Below are 12,430 nucleotides of genomic sequence, written 5' to 3' on the forward strand. Positions count from 1 at the left end.
ACAACATTAAATCCATTGATATTCGAAGAAAAATTGAGCAAGGGGTAATTTAAATGTCAATTGAAGATGAAATTTTAGCTAATCCAGTGTTACGAGAGATTCAAAATTCACTAGAATTACAGACTGCAAAAGGTTTAGCAAAATACGGTACAACGGTCAATCCGATGGATTACACAACAATTGAATGGATTGAGCACGCATTACAAGAGTCGATGGACAAAATTGTTTATTTGACAGTACTAAAACAGAAGTTGGAGGAAATGCAGAATGCGAGAGATTAAGTTTAGAATATGGTGCAAACAAAATGAATCAATGCAAAGAGTTTCAAAAATTGGATTTGACGAGGGTAAGTTATGGTACGTATTAGATGAGGACCACGAAACCCAACCGCCATATTTCGAGGATGATGATGATTGGGTGTTAATGCAATACACAGGCTTAAAGGACAAGAACGGCAAGGAGATTTATGAGGGTGATATTTTAAAAACTCCTTCAGTAAGTGGAAAAGGAGACATTATAACAACTATAGAGTGGAATGAATTTAGTTGGAAAGAGAAATTAATTTATTCACCTATTCACCAATTTTACGAGTATTTTGATTTCTCGGATGAAACTGGTGAAGATTCCGAAGTAATCGGCAATATTTACGAAAACCCCGAACTACTGGAGGAATCACAAAATGAATCTAAATAAATTTCAAGAGTTGTCAAAACGAACAATGCCATTACAAGGTGAGCCGAAAAACCATATTCATAAAGAACATGGCATAACTAATTATGCTTTAGGCTTGATTGGTGAGTGTGTCGAGGTATTGAGTGCTGCTAATGATCGTGAAGCAATTCTAAAGGAAATTGGTGATGTATCGCATTACGCATTTGGACTTTTAACCTTCCTAGGAGAAATATACGAACCACTTGCTAATTATACTGTGGAAGGCACAAAAGAAAGCATAATCAATAAAATCATTATCCTATCCGGTGAGATTTCAGAACAAGTAAAGAAATTCGTGTTTCATCGTCATGAATTAAATTCAAGTAAGATGATATTAGCATTAAAAATGTTAATTCAAAACTTGGTTGCATTAGCTGGATTTTACGATTCATCACTAGAACAAATTTGCAAAATGAACATTGATAAATTGAAATTGCGTTATCCAGATAAATTTAATGTTGAGGATAGTAAAAAGCGTGTTGATACGGTGCAGTAGAAAGATATTTTAATCTTGCTGGAAAGAGAAGTGATTTAATTGCCAACTGTTAAACGAGTTATTGAAGAATTACAGAAATTAAAAGAAGAATACGATAATTTGCGAGTGAACATTGCAGATGATTTCAATGACGATTGGATTGATAAAGCCTTAGTTAAAGTTGAAAAATTAAAAGAGTTACGGAAAGCGATTGAACAAATGGAGAACTTAAAAGTACAAGTATCAAACAATTAGTCATTATTACTGAAAAACAAACAAGGTAGGTGCTGCACATGCCTACGTTATTGCGTAGTAAAGCACAAAATGCCATTTATAAATTGTGGAGGGCATATGAGTAAATTATCAGCAGTACAAAATAAAACTATCGAAGAATATTGGTCAAGTTTAGATGAACTCAAAAAGCAGTTGCGCTATCGTGAATGGGAATTATTAAATGCACACCAAGAAACAGATACGAATATTGGTGGTGGCAAATCTAATCGTATTTCTGACACAACAGGTAATAAAGCTATTATTCTTGCAGAAGATAAAAACTATCAGCATTTAAAAAATGTTATTACAACACTAGAACAACTTTACAAAGAATTAGATCATGATCAAAAAACAATTGTGGACATGCGATATTTCGATAAACAAGAAGCATATGAATGGTCCCATGTAGCTGATAAATTATATATGTCAGTCCAACGGGTATTGCGTAAGAGAAATATGCTGATTGATGAAACTGCTAGAAGATTGGGGTGGGTGTGAGTGATTATATTAATCTCGTTATATCTGATAAGAATGGTAGCGACATATTTTATTTTACGTAAGATTTATATAAAAAGACCTCATATGGTAGGTGGTATTGATATTTTATTTTGTTCAATACCTTTTGTTGGAGTATTTATTTTAAGTACATTACTTCCATTTGTCTTTGATGTATCAACGAAATCTCGAATGTTGGATTTAATTTTCTTCGTAAAGAGATAGCGTAATTGTGCCATATAGCGAATTACGCAAAAATCTGTAGTAAATTGATATTGTGATAAGTTTTCAAAAGCGCACGGAAATGCGTTAAAAAATATTGCTTACAATAATAAACACGTTCGCTTGTACGTGTGTTGCTAAAAACAAGCATTCAACTTAATAAGACGATTGCGGAGTCGTCAACACTATGGAGAGGCTACTATATTGGTAGTCTCTTTTTATGAGAATAATGTATCTCCTATGTATGCAACAGCAAATAAAAACGCCAAAGCAATAATGATTGTTATAATAGGTACTATAATTTTGTTTCGAATAAATTGCATGATATCACTCCTATTAATTAGTTGAGTTTTTATTATGCATCAAATTTCTTATAATGACAATACATTCCATTTACTCTATCATTGTAGGTAGATGGGAGGTTTTTTTATGACAGATACAGAAGAAAAACTTATTCAAATTATTCAAGATATGTCTGAAGAAGAAGTTAAGGCTAAATTTACTGAATTAATGTGGAACTATTATAGAATTAAAAACAGTCCATATTCTGAAGAAGAATGTATGAATGATTATGTAAGTATGTATAAAACTACTATTTTAAGAAAACTAAAAGGTAAGTAATTTTACGATAGGTCACATCTAACAAGGTGTGGCTTTTTATTATCAAAATTATATTAGTGCTATCTATTTCCATTTCATTTACAATTGTAGGTGGATGGGAGGTGTAGAAAATATGGGTACTATAAGCTTTTTTGTCACTGGTCCTAATGAGACTTTGCAAGATAAAATCGATGAAATTGTAAAAGAGCACGAAAGACTTAACCCAAAACACAAGGTTGTTTTGAAAATCTTGGAGTCAACAACTGAAGGTTGTGCGTTTGGTACAACTCAACATGTGTACAGTTTAGATTTGATACATGTTGACGATTTGAAAGAAGAATAATACATAAAAGTCGCACTCACTACGAGTTGTGGCTTTTTATTATGCCTTGAGAGGTGGTGTACGAATGGCTAAATCATTGTTATGGATTTATGTAATATTGAACGTAGTTGTTAATATGATGGGAGTTTACCAAGGTTATGAACGTGATGTCTTCTCGATTACATCGGTGTGGATAGCCATTGCTGTTATTGCAGTATGTGAGTCAATTGAAAAGGTAAAGAGTAAATGAATTGTGGAGGGCAGAGAGAAAATGAAATATAAACATAAAGCTATATGTTTAGTGTGTGGTCATAACGATATGGTATTTCATGATAGCAAAGATGATTATCAAGAAGTACGTGTTTGTCCAAAATGTAACGGTGCGTATGTAGATATTTGGAAGAAACATAAATATTTAAACGATACAAATAATCAAATCGAAATTACAATGACCAACCCAAATGAACCACCAAAGATAATACTTAACGGCAAGAAGATTAAAGGAATCGTTAGTCTTGAATATAAATTTGATACACGCACTGATGAAACATATGGTCAACATAACTTTTCTGTTCAATATTGCGATAAGGATACTATGACCATTAGAACAGCTAAAGTGCAAACGATAATGGAGGGATGAACAATGGGAAGTGTTAGAGGAATCACTATTGAATTAGGATTCAATGACAAATCTAAATTAAAGCTACGAGCAATCGCAAAGCATGTTGGTGCGTTGGCGGATGAGTTAGATGCTATTGATAAAAAACAACCATGTGAAAGGTGTGGTTCTTATTATGGCTATGTGCAAAAATATTTTCATGGCGATGAGGTTGTTAGTCAACAATATCGATGTCATGAATGTTTAGCAGAGTATGAACTACCAACACGATTAGAAGGTACTGACTAACAACAATGCAAGAATACAAATCAATTGAACAAAAGCGTAAGTTCTATGACAGTAGTGACTGGAAACAAATGCGTGCTGAAGTAAGGAAACGAGACAACAAGGAATGCCAAGAATGTAAACGTAATGGTCTTGTTCAAATCGATGATGCAAACCAATTAAACAATGATGGCACACGAAAGAAGATTCAACTTGTAGTCCATCACATCAAAGAACTAGAAGACCATCCAGACTTAGCACTCGATATTAACAATCTTGAAACACTTTGTGTCGATTGCCACAATCGCATTCATGGTCGAGTGTTCAGTAAACCAAACAAATGGAGAGATGATGAGAAATGGTAATACCCCCGGGTCAAAAAGTTTGCGATTTTTTAAATCATGGGCACCGGGGAGGGGGTGTTCTGTCCAGATTTTTTTAATATAGCTATTTCCACGCGAGAGGGGGGAGGGGGTTAAATTATGGATTTAGAAAAATTGAAAGCACAGCTGATGAGTCGAATCGATACAGACGATTTACTCGAAGTGAAAAAAGTGGAGCGGTATATTGAACTGCTTAAACTTGATTCGCAATGTGATGAAGTCTTAGCGCGCGATGGCTCAACCGTCACTATTGAAAATGGAAAACAACGATTCGTTAAAAGTCATCCGGCCATGACTGATAAAACAAAAATAAACACGCAATTAATCGCTTTGGAGAAGTCATTTAACTTTGTCGATGAAGGATTGCCCCCTGCTGCATCAACTGTGGAAGGTAAAAGCAAAGAAGAATACTCGGAAGATGATTTAATTTGATTAGTAATAAGTATGTGGATGAATATATCCAACTTTATGAATCTGGACAAATCAAACTGAATAAAGAACGAATCATGTTGATTGAATATTTGCGAGAGCATGTATTAAGTCGAGATGATTTATATTTTGATGACGATATGATTGAAAAATGTATCCGATTCGGTGAGAAGTGGTATTTCCCTTTACAACCGTTTCAGAAATTTTTAATCGCATTCGTCTTTTTATTTTTCAAAAAGAATGACCGTGTGTTTTATCGAAAGCATTTATGGATGCTTGGTCGTGGTGGTGGTAAGAATGGTTTGATTTCAGTTGTTACCCATTTCTTGATTGGACCGCATCATGGTATTAGAGAATACAACGTTTCGATTGTAGCCAACAGTGAAGAACAAGCAAAAACATCCTTTGATGAAACCTACAATGTCATTGGACGGAACAGCATTTTAAAATCAATGTTTTATCGAACAAAAGAAAAGATTACAAGTAATAAAACTGATTCGATATTAAAGTTCCGTACTTCCAACGGTGAAACAAAAGATGGTTTACGTGATGGTGCTGTTGTATTTGATGAAATCCACCAATTTGAGAGCAATAAAGATGTTCGTGTTCATATTTCAGGGCTAGGTAAAAAGAAAAACCCACGCGAATTCTACATTGGTACAGATGGTTATGTACGCGATGGATTTTTAGATGGTCAAAAATCTAAGGCTCTTAAAGTATTAAAAGGTGAAGCACGGCCAAATGCATTGTTTCCCTTCATCTGCAAATTGGATGAGGAAAAAGAAGTTGATGATATTGAGAGCTGGGAAAAAGCAAATCCGATGCTTTGTCATCCACGAAGTGAATATGCTCAAGGGCTATTCGATACGATTTATGAAGAGTATGAGGATTTAGAAGATGATCCTACAAATCGTGAGGAGTTCATGACAAAGCGTATGAACTGTCCTGTGACCGATTTAGAGCGTTCTGTTGCTAAGTGGGAAGAAATACTAGCAACTAATAGAGAGATGCCTAATTTACACGGTAGAGAGGCTATAGGAGCCATTGACTTTGCAAGTATACGAGACTTCGCAGCATGTGGTTTGTTATTCCGTGAGAACAGTGATTACGTTTGGAAAACTCATTCTTATGCCAGAAAAGAGTTTGTTGATAAATACTACAGCTACAGCAAAAAACAAGATGCTGAAATGGCTGGCAAACGTAAATTTGCACCTATTAGAGAATGGGAAGAACAAGGTCTTTTATCAGTTGTGGAAGGCGAAACGATTGACCCAAATTTAGTTGTATCCTGGTTTGTTGAAATGCGAAATTATTACGACATCAAAAAAATAATCGGTGATAATTTCCGAATGGAAGTGTTAAAGCCTTTATTTGAAGCAGAAGGATTTGAAGTTGAGATTATTCGTAATCCGCGGGCCATCCACAGTTTATTAGCTCCACGAATCGAGCTTGCTTTTGCCAATCGTCAAATTATATTTGGGGACAATCCTCTAATGCGTTGGTACACAAACAATGTGCTAGTTGTTATCAAAAAAGATGGCAATAAAGAGTATCAAAAGAAAGAGCCTATACGTAGGAAAACAGATGGCTTCCAAGCATTTGTACATGCCATATATCGAGCTGATGAAGTAGCCGGAACGGATATAGGTAGCTCATTGGATGCACTTAACGCATTGAATTTCTAGAGAGGGGGTGAAAGCATGGGATGGTTACAGGATGTGCTCAATAAAAATAAAGAAATTGGCAAGATGTTTGATGAATTTGATTTCTTTGGTATTGAAACAAGCCAACGAGCTTATTTAAAAAAGATAGCTTTAGAAACCTGCATTAACTTTATTGGCAGGACTATTTCACAGTCCGATTTTCGGTTTTTGAAGGATGGCAAAAGACAATTAGATGATTGGCATTATCTTCTTAATATAAGACCTAATACAGATCAAAGTGCTTCAGACTTTTGGCAAGATTTCGTTTATAAATTGCTTCATGAAAATGAAGTGTTGGTTATTCTAACTGACAATAATGATTTATTAATAGCAGATAGCTTTGATCGAATAGAGTATGCAATTTATCCAGACATTTTTAAAAGCGTGACAGTAAAGGATTACACATTCCAACGATCTTTTAATATGGATGAGGTTATCCATATTAGTTACAACAATGAAAAGTTGACAAAGTTCATGAATGGCATGTTTGAAGATTATACAAATCTATTTAGCCGTATGATTGAAACCAATATGTTTGCAAATCAAATTCGCGCAACTGCCGAAATGGATTCCACTCAAAAACTTGATGATGAAAATTTAGGTAAATTGCAGAATTTCATTAACAAACTATTTGGTGCCTTTCGACAGAACGCTTTTGCGATTGTACCTAAGCTAAAAGGTTTTAACTATGAAGAAATTGTTGATGGTTCAAATGGTGGTAGGTCTGTTGAAGAATTATCAAAGGTTAAACGTGATCTGATTGATGACGTTGCTAACATTCTAGGCATTCCTACATCTTTAGTTCATGGAGATATGGCTGAATTTGAAACAGCTATTAAAGCATACATCAAATTTTGTATTGCTCCTTTAGTCAAAAAAATCGAAGATGAGCTCAATGCAAAGCTAATTGATAAAAAGGAATTCTTAAAAGGCTCCAGGATAGAAGTAAAGGGTGTCACAGAAACGAGTGTAATCGAAAACTCCGAAGCTGTAGACAAATTAGTTGCTTCAGGGGCATTTACTCGAAATGAGGTGCGTGAATTGTTTGGGGCTGAACGTTCTGATGATCCAGAGTTAGATAAATTTGTTATTACGAAGAACTATCAATCTACTGATGCAGTTGAAGGAGGTGAAAATGAATGAGAGGAATGACTAAAGAAGATTTCTTTAAAATGTTTAAGAATCAATCTTATGTTAATCAGTTAAAAGAAATCCCACAAAAATTTAATGCGGTTCATAATGAAGAAACAAATACTAGTGAAATCACTATCTATGGTGTAATCGGTTCTTCATGGTGGAATGATAGCTTTTCTGCTAGTGATATTGATCAGGCAATTAAAGATGCAGGTACCAATGACATTATTATCAACTTAAACAGTCCTGGTGGTGATGCGTTTGATGGTATTTCTATTTTTAATCGCTTGAAACGTCATCAAGGAAAGGTGACGATCCACGTTGATGGTTGGGCATGTTCGGCAGCGTCTGTAATTGCAATGGCAGCAGATGAATTAATTATGGAACTAGGCTCAATGTTTATGATTCATGAAGCCAGCAACATAATTTGGGGCACTAAAACTGCCATGCGAAAAGAAGCTGATGTACTTGAAGAATTAGAAGAAGGCATTATTGATATTTACATGACAAAAGCGAATGTAAGTAGAGAAGAAATTCGACAGAAGGTCGATGCTGAAACTTGGTTTAGTGCTAAAAAAGCAGTAGAAATTGGTTTTGCTACTAAAGCTGAAGGTACCGTAGAGGATCCTGTCGAGCCAACCAATTCAATTGAACAGAAACAACAAATCATGAATGAATTGAAAAATATTTTAAAACCAAATAATCAAACGCAAGAGCCTGTTCCTACTTCTGCCACATCATCAACTGTGGATAGCCAGAAGAAGCGAAAAAGGTTCTTTTAATTTACAAAAAAACGGAGGTAATCATAAATGGTTATTAAATTAAATGGAAAAATGGAAAATTACAAAGAAAAACTAAATGCATATATGACAGTTCGTGATGACGAAAATTCAACACAGAACCAAATCGACAATGCTTTTACTGATGCTATGAATGCATTGGCTGAAGATTTAACAGTTGAAATTAAAAATCAAGCTGTAAGTGAAGCAGCGAATAAAAGTTTAGACTCTCAAATTCTACTATCACGTGGAAATGATGTTTTAACATCAGAAGAAAAGAAATTCTTCAATGCAGTAGTTCAAGACGGTGGTTTTAAAGACGAAACAATCTTACCAGAAACAACTCAAGAACGTGTATTTCAAGATTTAACGAAAGCTCATCCTTTACTAGATGCAATTGGTATTCAAGATTTAGGCGCAGCAACTAAATTTATTTATTCTGATCCAACAAAGGCTTACGCATGGAAAGAACTATTTGGTGAAATCACTGGGCAAGTAAATACAGCGTTCCGTGAAGAAAAAATTACTCAATTAAAACTAACTGCTTTTGCAGCTATTCCAAATGATATGTTGGAACTGGGACCAGAATGGGTTGAGCGTTATGTTCGTGAATTATTAGTAGAATCATATTCAGTAGGCTTAGAGTATGGCTATGTAAATGGTCGTGGTTCAGCTCATAGTGAGCCGGTTGGATTAATGAAAAATGTTGATGCAAATACAGGTGCTGTAACTGACAAGACATCATCAGGCACATTAACATTTGCTCCATCACAATATGGTGAAACAGTTACAGGTGAGCTTTACAATGTTGTAAAAGCTTTATCTACAAATGAAAAAGGTGAATCACGAAAAGTAATGAACAAAATCGTGATGGTTGTAAATCCAGTCGATGCAATTGGTGTACAATTCCGAAACACAATTCAAACAGCTAATGGACAATGGGTAACTTCATTACCTTATAACATCCAAACTGTTGAGTCGGAAGAGGTTCCAGTAGGAAAAGCACTATTCTTTATCAAAGGAGAGTACATTGCTGCAGTAGCTGGTGGTTATAAACTTAAAAAATTCGACCAAACATTAGCTATTGAAGATGCGACTTTGTATACAATCAAACGTTTTGCAAACGGCCGTCCGCGTGATAACAAAACAGCTTTAGTATACGACTTGGATATTAAATTCACTGCTAGTGCACCAGAGACTCCTTAATTAAAGGGGTCTTAATTCTTTATGAGGAGGGATAGAATGGCACAACATAAAGTGGTTCGCCGTTTTAAGGAATTAAAACATGAAGGACATATTTATGAGGTTGGTGATAATTATCCTGTGGAGGGCAAGAAGGCGACTAAAGCACGACTTGAAGAATTATCGACCACAAAGAATAAATATCAAAAAATATTCATTGAGGAAGTCACAGAAACTCCTAAAGATAAGGAGTGATGAATGTGGATGTTATTACGCAAAAAATCATAGAAGAGTTCAAACTACGAATGCGTTTAGGTGATGATGAAGACGACAATTTGAAGCGCATATTAAAGGCATCTCACGATGATTTACAGCGCATTTGTGGTGACTATGATATTAACACTCATGAAGTCTTTAAAGAGCTTGTATTCGAGCGTTCTCGCTATGTTTACAATGATGCACTTGAATACTTCCACAACAATTTTCTAACGCAATTAAACAACCTTAACATTGCAAAAGCACTTGAAAGTAGTGAAGTCGATGAAACAGTTTAAATACAACGAAAACAATCACAGCGGTTTGTATCGTCATCGAATTTTAATACGAAAACGTACTTTGACTACAGATGAATTGCTACAAGAAATCGAAACGTTTGAGGACTACGGAAGCTATTGGGCCATGATTAAAACGCTAAAAGGTAGCGAAATAATGGATGCCGGAAGAGAGCAAACAAAAGTCGAGAAGCGTTATGTGTTAAAGTATGCAAAATCACTAGATGAATTTATTGATAGTGAGCATACGAGTTTTGAAGTGATCCAGAATGGTGTTGTGTACGATGTTAAAAGTGCGCTTAATGATGATGACATGAACATTACTGTCACAATTGTTGTAGAAGGGCGGTCATCAAATGGCAACAAATATAAATAACCTTGCTGCTGAAATTAATCGCACTTTAAGAAACTATGCTCATGGTGTTGGAGAAGATATAGAAAAGGTTGCTGAAAAAGTAGCTAAAGAAGGCGCACAACAACTTAAAGCACGTTCTCCAGTTGGAGTAAGACATCGTTATGCTAAAGGTTGGAAAGCTAAAAAGATAGGTAAACAATGGGTCGTCCACAATATTGAATATCAGCTTACTCATTTACTTGAAAAAGGCCATGCAAAAGTTAGTGGAGGTCGTGTTCCAGCAAAAGTGCATATAGCACCAGTTGAGGATGAAATGATTGATGAATTTGTTCAAGGAGTAGAGGAGGCGATACGAGGGTGACATTAACAGAACTTGCACGGAAATTAAAAGCACTTGGTTATCCTGTTACTTATTCACATTTTAAATCAGTACAAGCGCCTCCCTTCATCTGCTACTTAGTTGTGGACGGCGACACATTTAGTGCAGACAATACAGTTTTATCCAAAGTTACTTATGTAGATATAGAATTATATGTAGTAGATAAAGATTTGATTGCTGAGAAAAAAATAGAAGATATGCTAAAAGAAAATGAACTCCCTTGGTCTTATGATGAAATATTCATCAAAGATGAGGGAGTTTTTAAATGCACATATTCAATTACTTTAATTAATTAAAAGGAGCGATTAACACTATGAAAGAAAACAAATACCCAATGTTAATGCCACTAGATATTCAAATGTTTGGTGAAAATAAAGTACGTTTTGGCTTAAAGAATGTTCACTATGCGGTAGCTACAGAAGGAGCCGGTGGGAAATTAACATACGGAACACCAGAACGTTACCCTGGTGCAGTTTCATTAAGTCTGGAACCGCGAGGAGAAACATCGGAGTTTTATGCTGATGATCGTGTTTATTACGCAACAACGGTAAATAACGGATACGAAGGCACATATGAAGCTGCTGAACTACCTTTGAAGTTCCGTGTAGATGTAATCGGAGATCAATTAGATGAAACTACAGGTGTACTTACTGAAACGGCAAATTCAAAACCGAAAACAATTGCGTTAATGTTTGAGTTTGATGGTGATGTAAAAGCTACACGTCATGTATTATATAACGTTACTGTGAGTCGTCCTGGTACATCAGGTGAGACAAAAACAGAATCAACAGAGCCAACTACACAAGAATTATCATTCATTGCTGCACCAACTGTAGATGGTGTCGTTAAGCGTGCTACAACTGGCACAACAACACCTGAAGTTTATGATGCATGGTATACAAAAGTATTTGAACCGACAGTAGTACCAACACCTTAATAAATTGTGGAGGGCAAATAGATGGAAATTACATTAACGATAGATGATAAACAAGTGAAATTTAAATCAAATGGCGCTGTAACTAAACGCTATAAAATGCAGTTTCAGCGTGACTTTTTTACAGATATAACAAGTTTCGGACTTGCTATTGCAAATGAAGATATTAAGTCTAAAAATGATGGAATTTCAATGGAAATAATGCGTAAGATTGATTTTGATTTATTCCTAGATATTGCTTGGGTTTTTGCTAAAACAGCAGATAATACAATCCCAGACCCATTAACTTGGCTAGATGGATTTGACACATTTCCAATTATGGAGATTTTTCCAGATTTACAGGATCTAATCGCAAGTACAATTAGTTCTAAAAAAAAATAGATGATGAGGGTACGTCTTCAAGGGAACCAATATCCACAGAAACGTACCTTTATTTATGCAAAGAATGTGGGCTAGAACACGATGACTTAGAAACGATGACCATAGGTATGACACTTGATTATATTGAATCATACTTAGAAATGAAAAATCCAAATAAAAAGGAAAAGAAAACTGTTCGTAAAGCATCACAATCAGATTTCGATTCTTTCTAACACTTGTCTTTTGGACAGGTGTTTTTT

Annotated in this window: 23 protein-coding genes; all 23 read left to right on the forward strand. The window is 35.2% G+C overall.

Going from position 1 to position 12,430, the window contains the following annotated elements:
* The first annotated feature begins 53 nt into the window (after positions 1-53).
* The 23 genes from C9J37_RS00005 to C9J37_RS00115 all read left to right on the forward strand — a co-directional run bounded on the left by C9J37_RS00005 (position 54) and on the right by C9J37_RS00115 (position 12,191).
* On the forward strand, positions 54-281 hold the full coding sequence (locus C9J37_RS00005) for a hypothetical protein (RefSeq protein WP_107893719.1): 228 nt from the start codon (positions 54-56) through the stop codon (positions 279-281).
* Positions 268-693, forward strand: a complete 426-nt coding sequence (locus C9J37_RS00010; RefSeq protein WP_107893720.1) for a YopX family phage-derived protein — start codon at positions 268-270, stop codon at positions 691-693. Before C9J37_RS00005 ends, C9J37_RS00010 begins: the two co-directional genes overlap by 14 nt.
* Positions 680-1,207, forward strand: a complete 528-nt coding sequence (locus C9J37_RS00015) for a nucleoside triphosphate pyrophosphohydrolase family protein (protein WP_107893721.1) — start codon at positions 680-682, stop codon at positions 1,205-1,207. The genes C9J37_RS00010 and C9J37_RS00015 overlap by 14 nt, the downstream gene beginning before the upstream one ends.
* A gap of 39 nt (positions 1,208-1,246) precedes the next feature.
* Entirely contained in the window at positions 1,247-1,441 is a 195-nt protein-coding gene (locus tag C9J37_RS00020; RefSeq protein WP_107893722.1) for a hypothetical protein, read from the forward strand.
* A gap of 96 nt (positions 1,442-1,537) precedes the next feature.
* Positions 1,538-1,957, forward strand: coding sequence for a DUF722 domain-containing protein (locus tag C9J37_RS00025; RefSeq protein ID WP_167397224.1), 420 nt, complete (start codon positions 1,538-1,540; stop codon positions 1,955-1,957).
* Positions 1,958-2,605: 648 nt separating this feature from the next.
* Positions 2,606-2,797 (forward strand): hypothetical protein, encoded by a 192-nt coding sequence (locus C9J37_RS00035; protein WP_107893725.1) that lies wholly within the window; start codon positions 2,606-2,608, stop codon positions 2,795-2,797.
* A 94-nt stretch (positions 2,798-2,891) separates the two neighbouring features.
* Entirely contained in the window at positions 2,892-3,119 is a 228-nt protein-coding gene (locus C9J37_RS00040) for a hypothetical protein (RefSeq protein WP_137067720.1), read from the forward strand.
* A 64-nt stretch (positions 3,120-3,183) separates the two neighbouring features.
* A complete protein-coding gene (locus tag C9J37_RS28085; RefSeq protein WP_167397225.1) occupies positions 3,184-3,348 on the forward strand; it encodes a hypothetical protein in 165 nt (54 codons plus the stop codon).
* A gap of 3 nt (positions 3,349-3,351) precedes the next feature.
* The gene (locus C9J37_RS00045; protein ID WP_137067721.1) at positions 3,352-3,738 is read left to right on the forward strand and encodes a hypothetical protein; all 387 of its coding nucleotides are present in this window, start codon (positions 3,352-3,354) and stop codon (positions 3,736-3,738) included.
* A gap of 3 nt (positions 3,739-3,741) precedes the next feature.
* Positions 3,742-4,005: a hypothetical protein gene (locus tag C9J37_RS00050; RefSeq protein WP_107893728.1), complete on the forward strand. Its 264-nt coding sequence runs from the start codon at positions 3,742-3,744 to the stop codon at positions 4,003-4,005.
* Between the two features lie 5 nt (positions 4,006-4,010).
* Complete coding sequence (locus tag C9J37_RS00055; RefSeq protein WP_107893729.1) at positions 4,011-4,346, forward strand: HNH endonuclease; 336 nt, start codon at positions 4,011-4,013, stop codon at positions 4,344-4,346.
* Positions 4,347-4,463: 117 nt separating this feature from the next.
* Positions 4,464-4,796 carry a hypothetical protein gene (locus C9J37_RS00060; protein ID WP_107893730.1) on the forward strand — a complete coding sequence of 111 codons (333 nt, stop codon included), beginning with the start codon at positions 4,464-4,466 and terminating at the stop codon, positions 4,794-4,796.
* Positions 4,793-6,478: a terminase TerL endonuclease subunit gene (locus C9J37_RS00065; RefSeq protein WP_107893731.1), complete on the forward strand. Its 1,686-nt coding sequence runs from the start codon at positions 4,793-4,795 to the stop codon at positions 6,476-6,478. The genes C9J37_RS00060 and C9J37_RS00065 overlap by 4 nt, the downstream gene beginning before the upstream one ends.
* Positions 6,479-6,493: 15 nt before the next feature.
* Entirely contained in the window at positions 6,494-7,639 is a 1,146-nt protein-coding gene (locus C9J37_RS00070) for a phage portal protein (RefSeq protein ID WP_107893732.1), read from the forward strand.
* Positions 7,636-8,412, forward strand: a complete 777-nt coding sequence (locus C9J37_RS00075; RefSeq protein WP_167397226.1) for a head maturation protease, ClpP-related — start codon at positions 7,636-7,638, stop codon at positions 8,410-8,412. The genes C9J37_RS00070 and C9J37_RS00075 overlap by 4 nt, the downstream gene beginning before the upstream one ends.
* A gap of 27 nt (positions 8,413-8,439) precedes the next feature.
* Positions 8,440-9,615 (forward strand): phage major capsid protein, encoded by a 1,176-nt coding sequence (locus C9J37_RS00080; RefSeq protein WP_107893733.1) that lies wholly within the window; start codon positions 8,440-8,442, stop codon positions 9,613-9,615.
* Between the two features lie 36 nt (positions 9,616-9,651).
* Positions 9,652-9,846: a termination factor Rho gene (locus C9J37_RS00085; RefSeq protein WP_107893734.1), complete on the forward strand. Its 195-nt coding sequence runs from the start codon at positions 9,652-9,654 to the stop codon at positions 9,844-9,846.
* Positions 9,847-9,896: 50 nt separating this feature from the next.
* Positions 9,897-10,145, forward strand: coding sequence for a hypothetical protein (locus C9J37_RS00090; RefSeq protein ID WP_403026719.1), 249 nt, complete (start codon positions 9,897-9,899; stop codon positions 10,143-10,145).
* Positions 10,132-10,518 carry a phage head closure protein gene (locus tag C9J37_RS00095; RefSeq protein WP_025219669.1) on the forward strand — a complete coding sequence of 129 codons (387 nt, stop codon included), beginning with the start codon at positions 10,132-10,134 and terminating at the stop codon, positions 10,516-10,518. The genes C9J37_RS00090 and C9J37_RS00095 overlap by 14 nt, the downstream gene beginning before the upstream one ends.
* Positions 10,499-10,858 (forward strand): HK97 gp10 family phage protein, encoded by a 360-nt coding sequence (locus C9J37_RS00100; protein ID WP_107893736.1) that lies wholly within the window; start codon positions 10,499-10,501, stop codon positions 10,856-10,858. The genes C9J37_RS00095 and C9J37_RS00100 overlap by 20 nt, the downstream gene beginning before the upstream one ends.
* Entirely contained in the window at positions 10,855-11,172 is a 318-nt protein-coding gene (locus tag C9J37_RS00105; RefSeq protein ID WP_107893737.1) for a hypothetical protein, read from the forward strand. The genes C9J37_RS00100 and C9J37_RS00105 overlap by 4 nt, the downstream gene beginning before the upstream one ends.
* A gap of 17 nt (positions 11,173-11,189) precedes the next feature.
* The gene (locus C9J37_RS00110) at positions 11,190-11,813 is read left to right on the forward strand and encodes a major tail protein (RefSeq protein ID WP_235616973.1); all 624 of its coding nucleotides are present in this window, start codon (positions 11,190-11,192) and stop codon (positions 11,811-11,813) included.
* Between the two features lie 21 nt (positions 11,814-11,834).
* Positions 11,835-12,191 (forward strand): hypothetical protein, encoded by a 357-nt coding sequence (locus C9J37_RS00115; protein WP_107893738.1) that lies wholly within the window; start codon positions 11,835-11,837, stop codon positions 12,189-12,191.
* The last annotated feature ends 239 nt before the right edge of the window (positions 12,192-12,430 follow it).

This window comes from Lysinibacillus mangiferihumi (genome assembly GCF_003049665.1).
GTDB classification, from domain to species: Bacteria; Bacillota; Bacilli; order Bacillales_A; family Planococcaceae; genus Lysinibacillus; species Lysinibacillus mangiferihumi.